Raw genomic sequence first — 19,149 nt, 5'->3', positions numbered from 1 at the left:
TGCGCCCGTCATGGGTGCGATCTTGAACGAAGTCGTATGACCAAACATGGTTGCGGCGTTCTGGCCGCAGCCGGACGTAATCTGGCCCGGATGTTCAAATTGGCTGAGAGCATCAGTGATCGCTTCGATCGAGGTTTCCAAAAGGCCTCTACGCGCCCCTTCACGCTGCGCAAAGCTGACGAGATCGTCGCGCGACAGGGCACTGAGGCGAATTGGCGGGCAGCGGCTGAGCAAGGGTTCCGGCAGGCGGCGATAGTCATTTGAGGTCAGGACCCAGATCACATAGCTCATATCGAACTTTACCTCGAAATAGGGGCAAGACCAACGCTGGGCGCTGCCTGGTTCAAGCAAAGGCAGTAATGCATCTGTGAGCCGATAGGTCTGGCCATTTGAGGACATAGCGCTGCCGCATTTTTCCACTTCGTCGACAACGATGACGGGATTGCCAACGCGTTGGGTTAACATCGTGTTGATCAAGCGGCCAGGGCTGGCTGTGCCCCAACTGCGCTGGCTGCCGACGAGTCCGAAGGACGCGTTCTCGTTCGTCGCCTCATAGACGGTGGTGGGCACAGTGAGGAGGTCCCCCAATGTGCGAGCCCACACGCTTTTGCCGATGCCGGGTGGCCCGTCGAGCAGTATCGGTGGCAGGCGAAACCCCCTATCACCAGAATGAACAGACCTGCGCATTGCATGCCAGACGGTCTCGGTGGCTGGACCCATCCATGGGAATTCGGCGTGCAAGGCTGACGCCAGCTCATCAGCCTGATGCTCTGTCGCAACCCGTGCCAATCGAACGCCGTTGCGCAATACTTCGAGCTTCTTCACATCTTCCGCCTTTAGGTGCGCAAGGCCGGTTGCTGCAGAGTGGCGGCGGCTTATCAGCTCGGCGCGCCGTTCAATGACCAGTCTTTCATGCAAAGGCAGCGTGATGCGTTCTTTCTCGTCCAACCAACTTGGCACGTGATGGGTGCGATTTGCGTTCAAGGTATGCCGGGCCGCGATCAGAATGCGCAAGTGCGCTTTCAGCCTTGTTGCGATCTGATCTTTGGTCAGTGCCGGGTCGGGAAATCTGGCGTCGATGAAGGCGAGGTTTGGCATTGCGGCTCCTGACAGGTTTACGCTTCCGGACCCGATCACCGCGCGGACGATAGGAGAATAGCGTTGATAAGGGAGACCGGGGCCTGCAGGGCGTTCTGCCGTGAACGACAAACCCTAGTCGAGATGGGAGGAGCATTCAGAGAAAGGTGCTTTTGGTCAATGGAGGGCGCGCCGCAACGTTGGGCTGCTGTTGCGAGAACAGCTGAAAACCCAGATTTGCGGCGCTCCATTAGTGCATTGATATAAATAGCTTTTTTAAAGCCCTCCCAAAAGTGGGCTTCAATCACCTTGTAATAGGGCATCAAAACACGCGAAGTGGGTCTCAATCGGCTGGCATTTCATTATTTCATGTGTCCGACACCGACAAAAAGAGTTGGCGATACGTCCTTTGTTCGCAAATTTGCAATTTACAGTTCTTATGCGCAAATAAGTTTGCAAATTTTCTTGATTTTGCTTTGCTCACACAGAAGACTTGGCTAAGTTACGCCTTAAATCTGAAGGAGAGCGGCATGAAAGACATCTTGGCAGAGCTTGAAGATCGGCGCGCGGCGGCACGGCAGGGCGGGGGCGCGCGGCGGATTGATGCGCAGCATGCCAAGGGTAAGTTGACCGCGCGTGAGCGGGTAGAGCTGCTGCTGGATGAAGGCTCTTTTGAAGAGTTTGATATGTTCGTGGCCCACCGTTGCACCGATTTTGGGATGGAGAAAGACCGTCCCGCAGGCGATGGTGTGGTGACGGGCTGGGGCACGGTCAATGGCCGTCAAATCTATGTCTTTAGCCAAGATTTTACGGTTTTCGGTGGCTCGTTGTCCGAGACCCATGCGCAAAAGATTTGCAAAATCATGGATATGGCGATGCAAAATGGCGCACCTGTGATTGGCATCAACGATTCCGGTGGTGCGCGTATTCAGGAAGGCGTGGCCAGCCTTGCCGGTTATGCTGAGGTGTTTCAGCGCAATATCATGGCCAGTGGTGTTGTGCCACAGATCAGCTTGATCATGGGGCCATGCGCAGGGGGCGCGGTGTATTCGCCAGCGATGACCGACTTTATCTTTATGGTCAAAGACAGCTCTTACATGTTCGTGACCGGCCCTGATGTTGTGAAGACCGTGACGAATGAGGTTGTGACCGCCGAGGAATTGGGCGGTGCCAGCACGCATACCAAGAAATCAAGTGTGGCCGATGGGGCCTATGAGAACGATGTTGAGGCACTGGCCGAGACACGCCGCCTGATCGACTTTCTGCCGCTGTCGAACCGCGAAAAAGCGCCGACACGGCCGTTCTTTGATGATCCGGCACGGGTTGAAGCCAGCCTTGACACATTGATCCCTGATAACCCGAACCAGCCCTACGACATGAAAGAATTGATCCTGAAGCTGGCGGATGAGGGCGATTTCTTTGAAATCCAAGCGGCGTTTGCGGCGAATATCATCACCGGCTTTATCCGGATTGAGGGGCAGTCGGTCGGTGTCGTTGCAAACCAGCCCACGGTTTTGGCAGGGTGTCTGGATATCGATAGCAGTCGCAAGGCCGCGCGGTTTGTGCGGTTCTGCGATGCCTTTGAAATTCCGATCCTGACTTTGGTCGATGTGCCAGGCTTCCTTCCTGGCACAAGCCAGGAATATGGCGGCGTAATCAAGCATGGCGCGAAACTGCTGTTTGCTTACGGCGAGGCGACCGTGCCAAAGGTGACTGTGATCACCCGCAAGGCCTATGGTGGTGCCTATGACGTGATGGCGTCCAAGCATTTGCGCGGCGACTTCAACTATGCTTGGCCAACGGCGGAAATCGCGGTGATGGGGGCCAAAGGGGCGACCGAAATCATCTATCGCGGCAAAACCGCCGAAGAGATTGCCGAGCGCACGAAGGAATATGAAAGCCGCTTTGCCAACCCGTTTGTAGCCGCTGAAAAGGGGTTCATCGACGAAGTGATCATGCCGCAATCGACACGGCGGCGGGTTGCACGGGCATTTGCAAGTTTGCGCAGTAAGAAGCTTTCAAATCCTTGGAAAAAGCACGATAATATCCCGCTGTAATCCTAAAAGGCGGAGCGTTCATGCCCTTAACTAATGATATCGCACAGGTTGTGGCTGGTTGCCGCAATGCCCGTGCCAAATTTTGCAAAGGGGCGACGTGATGGGCGCGCCGTCAGAGAGGGTGTGGCAAGCCTCTGCCGAGGGGGCCGCGATGTTTGCGGTACCTTCGGGCCAATCCGTCAGTCTGCAAGACGTGTTCTGGGAGGAGGGCGACTCTTTATTGCTGCGGGTTCGCTTTACCGCGCCGCAAATTGCGCGCGTCGGTGGCACGATTGACTATGAAACTGCGGCAAAAGATATGCTCTTTCTGTGCGACACATTCGTGAAGCCGCAGGTTGAGCAACACGACGACAAGCCTGACCAAATCATCCTGTCGTTTTCGGATGTTGCTGTGCCATTTGGCGAAGCCGACCCCGATGCGACCCAATTTTTCGAAGCCTACAGCATTCAAGACGGTGCCTGCATATGGGAGGTTTACTGATGAACACACTATATATGGGGGCGATGGGCGACTTGATGCCGATGCGTGATGTAGCCATGCCACAAGCTAAAAACTTGAATAATCATCTATGTATTTCGTTCGCGCAAAAGGATATTGTTTCCTTAGGCCGAACCCAAGCGGCCGATACCTTGCATTGGGCGCGTGATCCGGCACAGTCCGCATTGCCGTCCCCACAAAAAACTAGGAGTAGAGGATGCCGACGAGCACTAAAACAATTCTGGCGCTTTGCGCAGTTGCTTTCATCGCAGCTTGCAGTGGCCCAAAAGAGCCTGAAACTGTTTACGTTGAACAAGCAGTTTCCCAAGAGCCAGTATACACTGGTAAATACAAGTAATATCCGGGGGCGGGCGTTTGGCGCGTTTCGCGCCGTGCCCGCCCTTTTCTGTTCTGCACCGGCTATGATTGGGGGTGCAGCATGATCAAGCATCGTGGTTTCCCCGGCCGTCTTCCCTCAACCGATTATCAATTTGTTATCCGCCGCGCCAATAAGGACGGCGCGACTAAAATCGTGCGCCGCGAGCGTTTTCGCGACCGTGCCAATGTGGATCGCGCTGCGGATGAGGGCTTTATGAAAGCCCTCTGGGAGCATTTTGGCGAAGAGCCGTTTGAGCGCGGCAATCTGGATGCGGGGCGTCTGTCTTGGCTGTTTGGCCGCGAGGTTGTGCCCGCCGAAGATCCGTTTGACCCCGCCAGCTATGACGCGCTGCTACAGATCGATGTAAAAATTGCCGAGGCCGCGTTTCCTAAAGCGTTCGCGCCCGATGCCGCACCAGAGGTTGTGGATGATTGGGCCGACTGGGTTGATGAGGACGAATAGGCATGATTCCGCGCAGCCTAAACGCTCTATTGCAAGGTTTTTCCTGCATTTCCGGGCCCAAAACACAAGGTGTTCTGGTGTCTGGGTTTGCAGAATTTGCTATTGCTAACAATGGTTTGTTTAGGTTGCCTTTGGCCGGTGGTACTGGGTTTGCCCGCGCTTGGTGTGGGCAAACCTTGACTGCTGCAAATTGCAAAGATTTCCCCTTTCATTTGACGCAAGACAGGATAAAGTTGTCTGTAATTAAAACCCAAAAAAGAGGCTTTGCAGTATGCGTAAAACAACCCTTCTTCTTGCGGCAGTCGCAGCACTTTCCCTTGCTGGCTGCGTTAGCAACCAAAATTCGCCAACCAATAGCGCCGCTGTGCGTACGATCGGTGGCGCTGCTGCCGGTGCGGTTATTGCCGATGCAACAGGCGGCAGCAAAACCAAAGGGGCGCTTATTGGCGCGCTCGTTGGTGGCGTTTCGTGCGGCGTGCCTGGCATGCCTGCCTGCTACTGATACCAGCCCTAACTCTGGGCTGACGGCTGCGCTAAACCGCAGCGTTACAACTCTTACAAGGTCATTCGGGGGTATCCCCCGGGTGGCCTTTTTGCATTTCTGCGCCCTGTGCGCGCATCCAAGAAAGGGCTGCTATGTTTAAAAAGATCCTTATTGCCAACCGTGGTGAAATCGCCTGCCGTGTTATTAAATCGGCGCGCGCGATGGGTATTAAAACAGTCGCGGTCTATTCCGATGCCGACCGCAACGCATTGCATGTGCGCATGGCCGATGAGGCGGTGCATATTGGCCCTGCGCCTGCCAACCAATCCTATATCGTGATTGATAAAATCATGGACGCCGTCCGCCAAACAGGGGCCGAGGCTGTGCATCCGGGTTATGGGTTTTTGTCTGAAAACATGAACTTTGCCGCCGCGCTTGAAAAAGAGGGCGTGGTGTTCATCGGCCCACCTTCGCCTGCGATTGAGTCTATGGGCGACAAAATCACATCCAAAAAGCTTGCGATGGAGGCAGGGGTTTCCACCGTTCCGGGATATATGGGCCTGATCGCCGATGCCGACGAAGCCGTTAAAATCAGCGGTGAAATCGGCTATCCGGTGATGATTAAAGCATCGGCTGGTGGCGGCGGCAAAGGCATGCGGATTGCGTGGAGCGAATCCGAAGTCAAAGAAGGTTTTGAGTCGTCGAAAAACGAGGCCGCGAACAGCTTTGGCGATGACCGGATTTTCATTGAGAAATTCGTAACCCAACCGCGCCATATTGAAATTCAGGTGCTTGCCGATAAACACGGCAACTGCGTCTATTTGCATGAGCGCGAATGTTCCATTCAGCGCCGTAACCAAAAGGTCATCGAAGAGGCGCCAAGCCCGTTTCTGGATGAGGCGACCCGCAAAGCGATGGGCGAACAGGCCTGCGCTTTGGCCCAAGCGGTGGGCTATACCTCGGCCGGGACTGTGGAATTCATCGTTGATGGCAACCGCAACTTCTTTTTCCTTGAAATGAACACGCGTTTGCAGGTGGAACACCCTGTAACCGAGCTGATCACCGGCGTTGATTTGGTTGAGCAGATGATCCGCATTGCCAATGGCGAGCCGCTGCCCTTTAAACAATCCGACCTGAAAATCAACGGTTGGGCGATGGAAAGCCGCCTCTATGCCGAAGACCCTTACCGCGGTTTCTTGCCGTCCATTGGCCGCTTGACCCGCTACCGCCCACCGGTTGAGGGGCAAACTGCGGCTGGCGGCATCGTGCGCAATGATACCGGCGTGTTTGAGGGCGGCGAGATCAGCATGTTCTATGACCCGATGATCGCCAAGCTGTGCACATGGGGCCCAACCCGCGCCGATGCGATTGAAGAAATGCGGCTGGCGCTTGATACGTTTGAGGTGGAAGGCATCGGGCATAACCTGCCGTTCTGTTCCGCTGTGATGGATCACCCGCGCTTTGTTTCGGGTGAAATCACGACTGCCTTTATCGCCGAAGAATATCCCGATGGCTTTGCCGGTGTGACGCTGGATGAAGCCCTTGCGCGGCGTGTTGTGGCGGCTGCGGCGGCGATGAACCGCGTGGCCGAAATTCGCCGCACACGGATTAGCGGCACGATGGACAACCACGAACGTAAAGTCGGCAGCGATTGGAACGTGTCTTTGCAAGGCGAGGCGCATGATGTGACGATTGCAGCCGATCGTGACGGCTCAACCGTGCGCTTTGCCGATGGCACCGAGATGCGGGTAGAAAGCGATTGGACACCGGGCCAACCGCTTGCACGCCTAACGGTTGACGGCACGCCTTTGGTGATGAAGGTCGGTAAGGTGCCTTCGGGCTTCCGCTTGCGGCTGCGTGGCGCCGATTTCACCTGTCACGTGCGCACCCCGCGTCAGGCCGCGCTGTCGGGCTTTATGCTGGAAAAAGTGGCCCCCGATACGTCGAAATTCCTGCTCTGCCCGATGCCGGGGCTGATCGTGAAAATCAACGTGGCCGAGGGCGACGAAGTGCAAGAAGGCCAAGCCCTTGCCACGGTTGAAGCAATGAAGATGGAAAACATCCTGCGGGCCGAGAAAAAAGGCGTGGTCAAACTGATCAAAGCCGCTGCGGGTGCAAGTCTGAAAGTGGACGAGATTATCATGGAGTTTGAATAAGGTGGTCGCCCTTTCCCCCCAGATTTGCACCGCAGTTGCGGGGGAAGGGGCCTACCGCCCGCTCGGAAAGCGTTCCAGCATTTCTTGCCGTGCCAACGGGAATTTGTCGATGGCCCGCGTAATCTCGCGCACATTCCACGGGCGGGGTTTGCGGATTTCAATCCCGCCGTCTTTATCCATCAGCACCAATGAGAACCCACGTGGGCGCAGCTTTTGCCGAAAGAATGAGTTTGCAGACGGGTTGGTATCAACAATCACCACCACGTCCCGATCTGCCAAGGCCTGCGGTTGCTCGGCCAAGTTCCTCATCTGCTCGGTAAATGAGGGGTCATTGGGGCTGTCTGCAAACACCACAACGGGGCGTTTAAGCCATAAAAACTCGGCCATCGTTACGCCGGGGGCCTCTATCACGGGCAAAACTGTCGCCTCCTGTGCCGAGGCGGAAAACGGCAGAAACACTGCCAGAACAAGAATTTGAAGTCTTTTCATACGGTCTCCTCTCCTTTGATATAGGGTGTATTGGCCGCAAACCAAAGTAAGATCGTCAAAGGATGTGTCCTTTGTCCAATATGAGGGAAAAAGCCATGAGTGATGCAACGAAAACCTGGGCGGCACTGGCGACAAAAGAGCTGAAAGGCCGCGACCCTGAAACCCTGACATGGGACACGCTGGAAGGCATCAAGATCAAGCCGCTCTATACGCAGGCCGATGTGGAGGGCTTGCCGCATATGGGCGGCGTGCCGGGTGTTGGGCCGTTTACGCGCGGTGTGCGGGCAACGATGTATGCCGGTCGGCCTTGGACCATCCGCCAATATGCAGGCTTTTCGACCGCCGAGGAATCGAACGCCTTTTACCGCAAAGCGCTGGCTGCGGGGCAGCAAGGTGTCTCGGTCGCGTTCGATTTGGCAACCCATCGCGGCTATGACAGTGATCATCCGCGGGTAGAGGGCGATGTCGGCAAGGCCGGCGTTGCGATTGATAGCGTCGAGGATATGAAGCTGCTGTTTGACGGCATCCCGCTGGAAAAGATCAGCGTTTCCATGACGATGAACGGCGCTGTTATTCCGATCCTTGCGAATTTTATCGTGACAGGTGAGGAGCAGGGCGTTGACCGCGCACTGCTGTCGGGCACCATTCAGAATGACATTCTCAAGGAATTCATGGTCCGCAACACTTATGTTTATCCGCCGGAACCCTCGATGCGGATCATTGCGGATATTATTGAGTATACCAGCGCGGAAATGCCGAAATTCAACTCGATCTCAATCTCGGGCTATCACATGCAAGAGGCGGGGGCGAATTTGGTGCAGGAACTGGCCTATACGCTGGCCGATGGCCGCGAATATGTGCGCACGGCAATCGCCCGCGGTATGGATGTTGATGCCTTCGCAGGCCGCCTGTCGTTCTTTTTTGCAATCGGCATGAATTTTTTCATGGAGGCCGCCAAGCTGCGCGCCGCCCGTCTGCTTTGGCACCGGATTATGACCGAGTTTGGCGCGCAGAAAACCGGCTCGTTGATGCTGCGCACGCATTGCCAAACGAGCGGAGTATCCTTGCAAGAACAAGATCCCTATAACAACGTGGTCCGCACGGCATATGAGGCGATGGCTGCAGCCCTTGGCGGCACGCAGTCCCTGCACACCAACGCGCTGGATGAGGCGATTGCCCTGCCGACAGAATTTTCTGCCCGCATCGCCCGCAACACGCAGTTGATCCTGCAAGAAGAAACCGGCGTTACCAATGTCGTCGATCCCCTTGCTGGCAGCTATTATGTGGAAAGCCTGACCGCACAACTGGCCGAAGAGGCGTGGAAGCTGATCACGGAAGTCGAAGAAATGGGCGGCATGACCAAGGCCGTTGCCACCGGTATGCCCAAGCTGCGGATTGAAGAATCCGCCGCCCGCCGCCAAGCGATGATCGACAAGGGCGATGAGGTGATCGTCGGCGTCAACAAATACAAACTTGATAAACAAGACCCGATCGACATCCTTGATATCGACAACGTGGCTGTCCGCGAAAGCCAGATCACACGGTTGAACAAAATGCGCTCTACGCGTGACCAAGCCGCCTGTGATGCGGCGCTGGACGAGTTGACTCGCCGCGCATCCGAAGGCGGCAACCTGTTAGAAGCGGCCGTAGATGCCGCCCGCGCCCGCGCCTCTGTAGGAGAGATCAGCATGGCAATGGAGAAAATCTTTGGCCGCCACCGCGCCGAGGTGAAAACCCTCGCAGGTGTTTACGGTGCAGCTTATGAGGGCGACGCAGGCTTTGCCGCGATCCAAAAGGATGTCGAGGATTTTGCGGAAGTCGAAGGCCGCCGCCCGCGTATGCTGGTGGTGAAAATGGGCCAAGACGGGCATGATCGCGGCGCCAAAGTCATCGCAACCGCTTTTGCCGATATCGGCTTTGATGTCGATGTCGGCCCGCTGTTCCAAACCCCCGAAGAGGCGGCACAGGATGCGATAGATAACGACGTGCATATCATCGGTATCTCAAGTCAAGCGGCAGGCCACAAAACCCTCGCGCCGAAACTGGTGCAGGCGCTAAAGGCCGCTGGGGCAGGCGATATTTTGGTTATCTGTGGCGGCGTTATCCCGCAGCAGGATTACCAATTCCTGTACGATGCTGGCGTCAAAGCGATCTTTGGCCCCGGCACCAATATCCCCGAAGCGGCCAAGGACATCTTGCGCCTAATCCGCGAAACGCGCGGTTGACGCTGAAATCTGCCGCCATAGCGCTAGCTTGGCGGCAGACCCTTGATAATATGTTGGCTTGGAGCGGGGTCTACATTTCACCAATCGCGCGATGTTTGCACCGCCACCCATCACCTCCGGCCCGTTTTACTGCGCCGTGTTCAGGACTGGCTAAACCCCTTGGCCTGCTTTCTGTTCGGTGAAAATATCCTCAGGGGGTGAGGCGCAGCGCGCCGAGGGGGCGTGAACGCCCCTTAATCTTGCCGTTTATTTTTCGACGAGAAATCGTAGCGGTTCACAGATCAATTTGCCCTTTGGGGCCTACATAGTCCGGTGGCTTACTGTCTGGTAGGGAAAGATCGGGTGGCAATGTTGGCGGAGGTGGCGCATCCGCTTTACGGCGGATGATGATATCGCCGTTCTCAAGCCGCTCTGGCGCATCATAATACTGCGCATCACCGATAAGGTCGGCCAATTGCCGCGCCATAGGTTCAAGTTCTTTCAAGGCCTCGGCCATGTCGTCCATCGTGGGTTCAAGCTCTTGTATCAACCCATCAAAAAACAGGCGCATGCCGCGTTCGACAAGGCTGAGCCCTTCGTCACGATCTTGTTGCACGTCTTGCGCAAATACCGGCAAGGGCGCCACTGTAGCCAGCACAAGACAAAGGGCTAATGGTGTAAATAACTGTCTCATATCTTTGATATGGGGGGCTTCAGGCCTGTTTACCAGCTTTTTCTGGCGGAATGTCGTGCAAGTCTAGGGACACAGGGAAATGATCCGACGCCGCAAGCAAGGCCTCACGCAATTCAGGGATGCGCCAACAATCGGGGTCATCCAGCGGGTGCCAAATGCGCCAGACGGGGGCGGCGGCGGCCAAATTGCGGGAAACGAGGATGAAATCAAGCAAGGCCTGAAAATAGCGTTTCTTGGCCGAGTCGTAAAACCGTGCCGAGGTGGGGGCAACACCCAGCTTGCGGCCCAGTATCATTTCGGCATGGGGTTCAAGCATCTGCATCTCGGGCGGGCTTTCGGTGCCTATCACTATCTCGATGCCCGATTTTCCAAACAGCTTTTCATATTCATCAAGGCCGGGGCCATCGTTGAAATCGCCCATCACGATCAATCGGTCGCCTGCGGTCAAATGCACTTCGGCGCGGGCGCGGATCCAAAGGCATTGCGCAAGCTGTTTTCGGCGGTTTTCGATGGCGATGCGCATCACCTCGGCAGGGCTGCGGGCGCCATGCGGGGCTTTGGATTTGGCGTGAACACCGATCAGGCGCAAGGCTTGGCCTGTGACCTTATCCGTTACCGCCACCTCTAATGGCGGTTTGGAAAAACGGATGCGTTCGGGGTGTGCATCTGTGTTCAGGTCATGCCAGAACACCCCGTCAAACCGTGGCACACCCTTTGGGTCCGCATGGGCAGGGGGCGCGCCGATAGGGTCATGGGTGGCGGTTATGCGGTCGGGATCATAGAGAAAGGCAATCTCTTGTTCGGTCTCGCTGGTAAAGCCGTGCAAGGCGCGGCGGGCGCGCAAGCCAAAGTGGCGGGTAAAATTTTCAAGGGCGGTTATGGTCGATCTGCGCGAGCCGGTATCGGGGGCCTCGATAATCATCACCCCATCGGCATCCATCGCGGTGAACACGATTCCCAGCGCCGTTAACTGCTCGGCGCGGTTAATCTTATAGCGTGCCGAGCGTTGGTTGTCGGCCAAAAGCCGACCGTCATCATCGAACAACCCTGTGAACCACTCGACGTTATAGGTCGCCAGCCGCAGGCGCTGGGGGGGCTCAGGCGGCGCGTTTGTCATTGATCTCTTCCCATGCCGCATTGATGTCGATCATGCGGCGGCTGGCAAGGGCCACGGCCTCGGGCGGCACGCCGCGTGCGATCAGGCGGTCGGGGTGGCTGTCGCGCACCGCTTGTTTCCATGCAGCGCGAATATCTTGCAGCGAGGCCGTCGGGGCCACGCCCAGCACGTCATAGGGGTCGCGCGGGGCCCCTTCGACAAAGCGCGCCCGCAAGGACCGAAAGCAAGCCTCGCCCAAGCCAAATATTTTCGCGACCTCGGCCAGAAAAGCATCTTCATTCGGGTGGTATTGGCCATCAGCCATCGCAATGGTGAACAGGCCTTCCAGCAGGTCGATCAGAGTTTGGCGGCCTTCATCGGGGAACATGGCGGCGATCTTGCGGGCATAGGCGTCAAACCCTGCAACATCTTGGCGCGCAAGGTTAAAGACACGCGCGGCATTGCCCTCTTCCTCGGTGGCGATGGTGAAAAGCTGGCGAAAGGCCGTCACCTCATTGCGTGTAACCTGCCCATCGGCCTTGGCCATCTTGGCGCTCAGGGCGATCACGGCGATGGTAAAGCCGACCGAGCGTTCCGGCGATGCCATTTTGGTGCCACGCAGCCGTTCGAAAATGACCGACAACCCTTCGCCAGTGGCAAGGGCTGCAAGGGCGTCATTAATGCGAGTCCAAAGTGACATGGGAATAGCGTACTCCGATAGGGCGGCGCTGTCAGGTCAAGATTTTTTGCATCAAATGCAAATCCATCCAGCGGCCAAACTTATAGCCGACACTGCGCAGGGTTGCCACCTCGGTATAGTCCATCGCGGCATGAAAGGCGCGGCCATCGGGGTTTTCTGCGCTGACACCGGCAAAGATGGAATGCGCTCCGGCGTGACGGGCATGATCCTCAATCGCTGTCATCAAGGCGCGGCCAAGCCCAAGGCCCTGCGCATTCGGCCCCATAACGATGGTGTGTTCCATCGTATGGGCATATCCTGGCCCTGCGCGAAACTGGCCATAGCTGGCAAAACCTGCAAGCCCGTCCTGCAGCTCGGCCACAAAAAAGCCATGGCCGGTGGCGGCTTTGTCCGCGATCATGTGCTGCAAATCGGCGGCGGTCTTTTCAACGGTGTTAAACGTGACAGCGGTATCGCGGATAATGGGGTTCCATATCGCCAAAATCGCTGGAATATCGGCGGGTTGCGCGGGTCGGATGGTCATTCTAATACGCGGGTGCCGTGTGGGGTGGTGAACTGCGCCCGCATCGATTTTTCTGTGCCTTTGGTGATTTTCACGCGCGGATCGGTGAACTGCCCTGCAAGTGCGGCAATCAGCGCATCGGCATCAGGTGTTGCGATTTCTAACAACTCCAGCCGCACACCCACATTGGGCAAGCGTTGCGCCGGATGTGCAGCCCCTTGCCATTGGATCAGCGCCGGATGGGCATTGCCAAAGGGTAAAATACCATCGACTGGCACCGCCATCCGCCAGCGCAGATCACCGCGTTCAAGGTCAACCGGCAGGCCAACGCCTTGGGGCAGGGCGGCCAACGCGGCATCCAGATCATCGCAGGCGACAATCCAGTTGGTCAGGCGCGGGCGGCCGCTGAAATGGTCAAGATCAAACCAGCGCGGGTGCGGTGGTGTGGGGGCGGCGGGGTCGATCGCGATCACCTCAAGATACAAATCACCCAAGGCCAGCAAGCGGTTATGCGTCGACATCAGCGCATGAACGCCGCCGGGTGCAAGGGTTACCCCCAGCGCCTGTTCCACCACATCCACGCCTTCCGCCAAGCTGTTGGCGGATACGGCGAGGTGATCAAACCTCAGCATTTGCAGGGCCTTCAATCACCACAGGGGTCGCGCGCATCGCAGCGGCAAGTGATTTAAAGCGCGCTTGTGTGACCTCGCCAAACAGGTCTTTGCCCAAGGGTGTCAGTGTCAGTTCCAACACCCGTTTGCGCGGCACCCAGCGCAACGCGCCGGCACTTTCTGGCCCAATGGCGGAAAACATCGCACCAAACCGCATGGCTTTGCCTAAAACTTCGGCCTTTTGGATCTGCTCATCTGTCAGCAAGCGGAACAGGGGTTCCAAGCGCGACCCGGTACGGCTGTTTTTATAGCGGTGCAGCAAGGCAAGGCCTAGGAACACGCGGCCCGGATGGTCCAGCCCGCCAAGGTTGGCGCGGGTGGCGTTGTCAAAGCAAACCTCGGCCCTGTAATCGGGGTGCGCGCGCCAAGTGGTATCATGCAACAGGCACGCGGCCTTGATAAGGCGGGTTTCCTCATCCGTCGCGGTTTTGAACAAGGGCAGCAGGAAGGTGTACAGCTTTTTGCCAAAGCCGGGCAGGCGGGCCGATGTGATCTCGGTCGCGCGGGCCGCCTCGATAAGCGGGTCGCGCGACCGTAGCTTTTCGTGCATCTGCTCATACAGCAGGCCTTCGCGGATGCCATAGGACGAGACATCGATTTCCTTGGGTTTGAAAATGCGGATCAACTCGCGCAGCACCTCACAAGCCAGCGGCACCAAGGCCATACGCTCGGCCCCCGTTCCGGTGCGTGCGCGCAAAATGGCCGGGTCGTTAGCGGCGATCCAATCCAGCGTATCCAGCACAGATTCGGGCGTCATCCGGTATTCATGCAGCACGGTCAGCGGATAATTGCGCCGTTCCATATCCATGCGCGCAATCACCCGCCACGAGCCACCGACAAGGTAGATACGGTCGCCGTCGGGTTCGATTTTGGTTTTCAGCTTTTTCAAAACGCGGTCGATCAGGGCTTTGCGCTTTTCAACGCCGCCTTCAACCTGTTGCAACCGAAACGGCCCCAAAGGTGAGGTAGCGCGTTTGCCCACTTTGCCATCGCCGATGCGGGCCAGTTCCATCGAGTTGCCGCCGATATCGCAAACAATACCCTTGGCCTCGGGCCAGCCCAACAGCACACCTTGCGCAGACAGCCGCGCCTCTTCTTCGCCGTCGATCACCCATAGTTTCAAGCCGGTTTTTTCCAACACTTGTGCGGCAAATTCGGGGCCATCCGCGGCATCGCGCACCGCAGCCGTTGCCACGCAGGTCAGCGGGGAAATACCCATGCCATCGGCCAAAACCGCAAATCGTTTCAGGGCAATCAGCGCGCGTTCTTTGCCCTCGGGGTTCAGAAGTCCGGTTTCGGCCAGCCCTTTGCCCAAGCCCGCCATCAGCTTTTCATTGTAAAAATAGGCGGGCGATCGCGCGGCGCCGTCAAATACCACCATCCGCACCGAGTTAGAGCCGACATCAACCACACCAACCCGGCTGAGCGCACGCGCCGATGGATCATCGAGAAGAGAGCGGCCAAAGTGGCTAGCGTCATCCATTGCGGTTATGTTGGATTTGGACTGCTTGGGTGTGGACTTGGTCATGGCGGGGCTCACTGCTCGGCTTTTGAGCGACTTTGTCGCGTTGCAGCGCAAAGGTCAACGGAGAGGATGCTAAATTGGCAGCACTCATTGCGCAGTGGTATCATCACGGCTATGCGCCAGTTTAGGCACATCTTTTGCACCCGCAGAGCCACGACCCGAAAGCGATGGGTTTTCCATGAAAAACTTGTGACAACTGAACAATTGCCCGTCTTTGGCCGACAGGTTGCGCAGATAGTCGCCTTGTGGCCCCAAAACCCAGCTTTGCGCTTCATCCGCCATATTGGCGGCCATGATCTGGCTAACGATTTGCGCTTTGACCGTGGGGTTATTGGCCTCGACCAGCGTTTCAACGCGGCGGGTCAGGTTGCGGCCCATCCAATCGGCTGACGAGAAAAATACCCGTGCCTTTTTGGACGGCAAGCCGTAGCCATTGCCAAAACAGACGATGCGCGAATGTTCCAAGAACCGGCCCACCACCGATTTAACGCGGATATTTTCAGACAGGCCCGTGATACCTGGGCGCAAGGCACAGATGCCGCGCACGATAAGGCTGATTTTGACACCGGCATTTGATGCGGCATACAGCGCGTCGATAATATCGACCTCGACCAAGGAATTGACCTTTACCCAAATCTCGGCAGGGCGGCCTGCACGGGCATGGTCGGCCTCGGCGGCAATCAATTCCAACAGGCGGGGCTTCAGGGTCGATGGCGCGATGGCAAGGTTTTCAAGCCCTTCGGGTTGGACATAGCCCGACAGGTAGTTGAACACTTTGGTCGCATCGCGGCCCAAGGCGGCATCGCAGGTAAAGAACGAAAGATCGGTGTAAATGCGTGCTGTGATGGGGTGATAGTTGCCCGTGCCGTAATGGGTATAGGTGACCAATTGGTCGCCTTCACGCCGCACAACGGTACTGATTTTCGCATGGGTTTTCAGCGTCATAAAGCCGTAAACCACATGCGCGCCCGCACGTTCCAACCGCCGCGACTGGCGGATATTGGCGGCCTCGTCAAAGCGGGCTTTCAGTTCCACCAATGCGGTGACGGATTTACCGGCCTCGGCCGCTTCGCACAGGGCGCTGACAATCGGGCTGTCATGGCTGGTGCGGTACAGTGTCTGTTTGATCGCCAAAACATTGGGATCGCGCGCGGCCTGTTCCAAGAACCGCACAACCATATCAAAGGTTTCATAGGGGTGGTGCAGCAGCATGTCTTTTTGCCGGATGGCCGCGAACATATCGCCTTCAAAATCCTGCACCCGTTCAGGGATGCGGGGGGTGAATTTGGGCCATTGCAAATCTTTGCGGCTGTCGAGCACCAGTTCTTTCAGATCGGCAACCCCGAGCAAGCCGCGCACTTCGACCATATCTTCGTTGGTGACGTGCAGTTCTTGCATAATCATGGCGCGCAGGTCCACAGGCGCACCGGCGCTTATTTTCAGGCGGATCACCTCGCCGCGCCGCCGCCGTTTCAGCGCGGTTTCAAATTCGCGCACCAGATCTTCGGCCTCATCCTCGACCTCTAGATCGCTGTCGCGCAGCACCCGAAAGGTGCAGTGGCCGCGATCCGTATAGCCTGGGAACAACATGTTAAGATGCAAGAGCAGCAGATCCTCTAGCACCAAAAACCGGTTTTCGCCGTCTTTGGCAGGCAATGGCACAAAACGGGTAACCTGTTGCGGAATTGGCAGCAGGGCCAGCAATGGCCGCTTGTCGCTGGCGCGTTCCAGCTCAAGTGCGAGGCAAAAGCCGGTATTGGGGATAAAAGGAAACGGGTGTGCCGGATCAATCGCTAGGGGCGACAGAATCGGGAAAACCTTATGCACAAAATAATCGGCAAGGTGCTTAAGGTCGCGCGTGGTCAGCTTGGAACGGGTGACGATGGAGATGCCTTGGGCATCCATATCTTTTTTCAGCTTGTTAAAGACGGCTTGTTGGGCCTGCAGCAGTTTGCGGGCATTGTCGTTTATCAGCGTGAGTTGGTCAGCGGCGCTGCGGCCATCCATCGAAATCGTGCCTTTGCCGCTGCGCTTCAGTGCCCGAAGGCCCGCGACGCGGACGGTATAAAACTCGTCCAGATTGGTGGCCGAGATGGACAAAAACCGCAGCCGTTCCAGCAGAGGCACGGCAGGGTTAGAAGCCTCATCCAAAACGCGCCAGTTAAAGGCAAGCCAGCTAAGTTCGCGGTTGAAAAACCGGTGCGGCCCTTTGGTTTCAAGGTCGGGCAGCGTTAAAGCTGCGGGGAAGGGTGAGGAAAGGAAATCTGCCTGTGTCATAGGATCGGCTTATGTAGGAGGAATGTAACTGCCATGTGACAGTTTTGCGCGGTGATCACGAATTGTCCAGCATGCTTGCCGCCAAAGCGCGTGAAACGCCGGTGCCACGGGCCAGAGCCTCGCCGTCCAGCTTTGCCACGAGCGCGCGGGCCGCGGCAAAGCTGCGCTCCATTCGGGGCAGCAGGTAGGCGATAAGCGCGGGCGAAACCGTGATCTGACGGTCTGAAAATAGCTTGATCAGCACGGCCGATAATAGCGCATCATCCGGGGCCTCTAGCCGTGTTACCGAGGCGGCTTGCACACGGCTTTTCAGGTCGGCAAGGGTCAGGCCCCAATCGCGCGGCGCAGAGGCAGCGGTCATCAATAAGGCGGCCCCTTTAGCGGCAAGCATGTTGTGCAGGTGAAATAGCGCCTCTTGCGCACCGGGGTGCAAGGGCAGCGTTTCGCAATCCTCGATAACAACGGCGGGCTGGGCACCAAGGGCTGCAATATCGGCGCTGGCCAGCTTTGACGCTGGGTGCAGCGTGGCGCTGTTGCCAGAGGCGCTAGCCCAAACATGCGCAAGATGGGTTTTGCCAGCCGCAGGCGGGCCAACCAGAACCATTTTGCCGCCGGGCCAATCGCGCCACGCATCCAGTGCCGCCAAGGCCTGCGCATTGGTGGCCGAGATGTAAAAATCCTCGCGGCCCAATGCGGTGCGGTGCGGTAGATCAAATATAAGCTGGCGGGTCACAGGCTGTCTTTCTGGCCGGATGGGTCGCAATTCTGTTCGGTGCCGCTGTACAGCAGGCTTTGGTGATACTGCTCAATCGCCCAACGCGTCAGCACGCCTAACGCAGCCGTGACAGGCACCGCGACCAGCATACCGACAAAGCCAAAGGTCGAGCCAAAGGCCGACAGCGCAAACAGCAGCCATACAGGGTGCAAACCTACCGAATTACCAACAAGGCGCGGCGTAATCACATTGCCCTCAAGAAACTGTCCGATGGCAAAAATGCCTGCAATAACGCCGATTGAAACCCAATCGCCCCAGAATTGAAAGAGTGCAAGGCCAATGGCCAAAGCGCCGCCAACCAGCGCACCAACATAAGGAATGAAGGTAATTGTGCCCGCAATCGCGCCAACCAACAGCCCGAAATCAAGGCCCGCCAACATCAGTGTCGCGGAATAAAACGCACCAAGCACAATACAAACGCTAATTTGCCCGCGCACAAAGGCAGCCAGAACGCGGTCAATTCGGCCTGCTAGATCGCGGATCACAGCGACATGGTCACGCGGTATAAGCACGTCTATCTTGGCAACCATATTGTCCCAATCCAGCAGCAGATAAAATGCAACGACGGGCACAACAACCAAAAATAGCAGCGCATTCAGCACAGAAAGCGCGCTGGAAAAGACTGTTTTGGCAACTTCGGTGCCCCAGTCTTTCAAGTTGTCGCCGATCGACAAAATGGTGCGGCGGATAACGCTGTTTTCATCCAAAAGGCCGGGGAATTGATCGGTCAAAAAGACCTGAAGTTTGCGGAAAATTGTAGGTATCGCTTCAACCAAGGCAGCCGTCTGTGAGGCAAGCGATGGTATAACGGCAAGAACCAATAGAACGGCGATCAACAGCGCCGAGAGCGAAATGACGGTCGTTGCCGCAACCCGGCTTAGGCCCAAGCGTTCCAATCTGTCTGCAACCGGGTCAAGGAAATACGCGATGGCACCCCCCACCAAGAAGGGGGCCAAAACTTGACCCAAGAACCAAAGCGCCAACAAAAACAAGCTGGTCGCGATGCCCCAGTAGGTAAGTTGTTGTTTTGCCGACAATGCCATGAGCGCTCCTTTGGTTTGCCTAAGACACATTGCCTATCAGCCATGGCATTTCAAGGCCCCCGATTTTACCGCGCCCGCGA

The 19,149-nt window shown here is 56.9% G+C and carries 17 protein-coding genes and 1 pseudogene; 7 read left to right on the top strand and 11 right to left on the bottom strand.

Annotation, left to right across the window (positions count from 1 at the left end; translation table 11 throughout):
- Nucleotides 1–228: 228 nt before the first annotated feature.
- Nucleotides 229–687, bottom strand: a pseudogene (locus ACEN2J_RS11930) (AAA family ATPase); the annotation flags it as partial.
- A gap of 920 nt (nt 688–1,607) precedes the next feature.
- Between ACEN2J_RS11930 and ACEN2J_RS11925 the strand changes: the two are divergent.
- The 6 genes from ACEN2J_RS11925 (at nt 1,608) to ACEN2J_RS11900 (ending at nt 7,093) form a co-directional block, all read left to right on the top strand.
- Nucleotides 1,608–3,134 (top strand): acyl-CoA carboxylase subunit beta, encoded by a 1,527-nt coding sequence (locus ACEN2J_RS11925; RefSeq protein WP_442106093.1) that lies wholly within the window; start codon nt 1,608–1,610, stop codon nt 3,132–3,134.
- Nucleotides 3,135–3,234: 100 nt separating this feature from the next.
- Nucleotides 3,235–3,615, top strand: a complete 381-nt coding sequence (locus ACEN2J_RS11920; protein WP_442106092.1) for a DUF6497 family protein — start codon at nt 3,235–3,237, stop codon at nt 3,613–3,615.
- Nucleotides 3,615–4,055 (top strand): hypothetical protein, encoded by a 441-nt coding sequence (locus ACEN2J_RS11915; RefSeq protein ID WP_442106090.1) that lies wholly within the window; start codon nt 3,615–3,617, stop codon nt 4,053–4,055. Before ACEN2J_RS11920 ends, ACEN2J_RS11915 begins: the two co-directional genes overlap by 1 nt.
- Nucleotides 4,052–4,453: a hypothetical protein gene (locus tag ACEN2J_RS11910; protein ID WP_442106088.1), complete on the top strand. Its 402-nt coding sequence runs from the start codon at nt 4,052–4,054 to the stop codon at nt 4,451–4,453. The genes ACEN2J_RS11915 and ACEN2J_RS11910 overlap by 4 nt, the downstream gene beginning before the upstream one ends.
- Before the next feature lie 2 nt (nt 4,454–4,455).
- Nucleotides 4,456–5,097, top strand: coding sequence for a hypothetical protein (locus ACEN2J_RS11905; RefSeq protein ID WP_442106087.1), 642 nt, complete (start codon nt 4,456–4,458; stop codon nt 5,095–5,097).
- A complete protein-coding gene (locus ACEN2J_RS11900; RefSeq protein WP_442106085.1) occupies nt 5,090–7,093 on the top strand; it encodes an acetyl-CoA carboxylase biotin carboxylase subunit in 2,004 nt (667 codons plus the stop codon). The genes ACEN2J_RS11905 and ACEN2J_RS11900 overlap by 8 nt, the downstream gene beginning before the upstream one ends.
- Nucleotides 7,094–7,144: 51 nt before the next feature.
- Here the strand turns inward: ACEN2J_RS11900 and ACEN2J_RS11895 are convergent, their stop codons facing one another.
- Nucleotides 7,145–7,582 (bottom strand): DUF4174 domain-containing protein, encoded by a 438-nt coding sequence (locus ACEN2J_RS11895; protein WP_442106083.1) that lies wholly within the window; start codon nt 7,580–7,582, stop codon nt 7,145–7,147.
- 95 nt (nt 7,583–7,677) lie between these two features.
- On the opposite strand from ACEN2J_RS11895, the gene scpA reads away from it, so the two are divergent.
- The gene (gene scpA, locus ACEN2J_RS11890) at nt 7,678–9,807 is read left to right on the top strand and encodes a methylmalonyl-CoA mutase (RefSeq protein ID WP_442106081.1); all 2,130 of its coding nucleotides are present in this window, start codon (nt 7,678–7,680) and stop codon (nt 9,805–9,807) included.
- 274 nt (nt 9,808–10,081) lie between these two features.
- Here scpA and ACEN2J_RS11885 read toward each other — a convergent pair whose 3' ends face one another.
- From ACEN2J_RS11885 to ACEN2J_RS11845, 9 genes are all read right to left on the bottom strand, one after another.
- A complete protein-coding gene (locus ACEN2J_RS11885; RefSeq protein ID WP_442106080.1) occupies nt 10,082–10,480 on the bottom strand; it encodes an AAA+ family ATPase in 399 nt (132 codons plus the stop codon).
- Nucleotides 10,481–10,499: 19 nt separating this feature from the next.
- Nucleotides 10,500–11,597: an endonuclease/exonuclease/phosphatase family protein gene (locus tag ACEN2J_RS11880; protein ID WP_442106078.1), complete on the bottom strand. Its 1,098-nt coding sequence runs from the start codon at nt 11,595–11,597 to the stop codon at nt 10,500–10,502.
- Nucleotides 11,578–12,276: a TerB family tellurite resistance protein gene (locus ACEN2J_RS11875; RefSeq protein ID WP_442106076.1), complete on the bottom strand. Its 699-nt coding sequence runs from the start codon at nt 12,274–12,276 to the stop codon at nt 11,578–11,580. The genes ACEN2J_RS11880 and ACEN2J_RS11875 overlap by 20 nt, the downstream gene beginning before the upstream one ends.
- 31 nt (nt 12,277–12,307) lie before the next feature.
- Nucleotides 12,308–12,799 (bottom strand): GNAT family N-acetyltransferase, encoded by a 492-nt coding sequence (locus ACEN2J_RS11870; RefSeq protein WP_442106075.1) that lies wholly within the window; start codon nt 12,797–12,799, stop codon nt 12,308–12,310.
- Nucleotides 12,796–13,410 carry a VOC family protein gene (locus ACEN2J_RS11865; RefSeq protein ID WP_442106073.1) on the bottom strand — a complete coding sequence of 205 codons (615 nt, stop codon included), beginning with the start codon at nt 13,408–13,410 and terminating at the stop codon, nt 12,796–12,798. Before ACEN2J_RS11865 ends, ACEN2J_RS11870 begins: the two co-directional genes overlap by 4 nt.
- Complete coding sequence (locus ACEN2J_RS11860) at nt 13,397–14,932, bottom strand: Ppx/GppA family phosphatase (RefSeq protein ID WP_442106099.1); 1,536 nt, start codon at nt 14,930–14,932, stop codon at nt 13,397–13,399. Before ACEN2J_RS11860 ends, ACEN2J_RS11865 begins: the two co-directional genes overlap by 14 nt.
- Nucleotides 14,933–15,061: 129 nt before the next feature.
- Nucleotides 15,062–17,251: an RNA degradosome polyphosphate kinase gene (locus ACEN2J_RS11855; protein WP_442106071.1), complete on the bottom strand. Its 2,190-nt coding sequence runs from the start codon at nt 17,249–17,251 to the stop codon at nt 15,062–15,064.
- A gap of 55 nt (nt 17,252–17,306) precedes the next feature.
- Complete coding sequence (locus ACEN2J_RS11850) at nt 17,307–17,984, bottom strand: chromosomal replication initiator DnaA (RefSeq protein WP_442106070.1); 678 nt, start codon at nt 17,982–17,984, stop codon at nt 17,307–17,309.
- The gene (locus ACEN2J_RS11845; RefSeq protein WP_442106068.1) at nt 17,981–19,069 is read right to left on the bottom strand and encodes an AI-2E family transporter; all 1,089 of its coding nucleotides are present in this window, start codon (nt 19,067–19,069) and stop codon (nt 17,981–17,983) included. The genes ACEN2J_RS11850 and ACEN2J_RS11845 overlap by 4 nt, the downstream gene beginning before the upstream one ends.
- Between the last annotated feature and the right edge of the window lie 80 nt (nt 19,070–19,149).

It is taken from the genome of Pseudorhodobacter sp. W20_MBD10_FR17 (assembly GCF_052119765.1).
In the GTDB taxonomy this organism is placed as follows: domain Bacteria; phylum Pseudomonadota; class Alphaproteobacteria; order Rhodobacterales; family Rhodobacteraceae; genus Pseudorhodobacter.
This window is presented reverse-complemented; position numbering and strand designations above follow the sequence as displayed.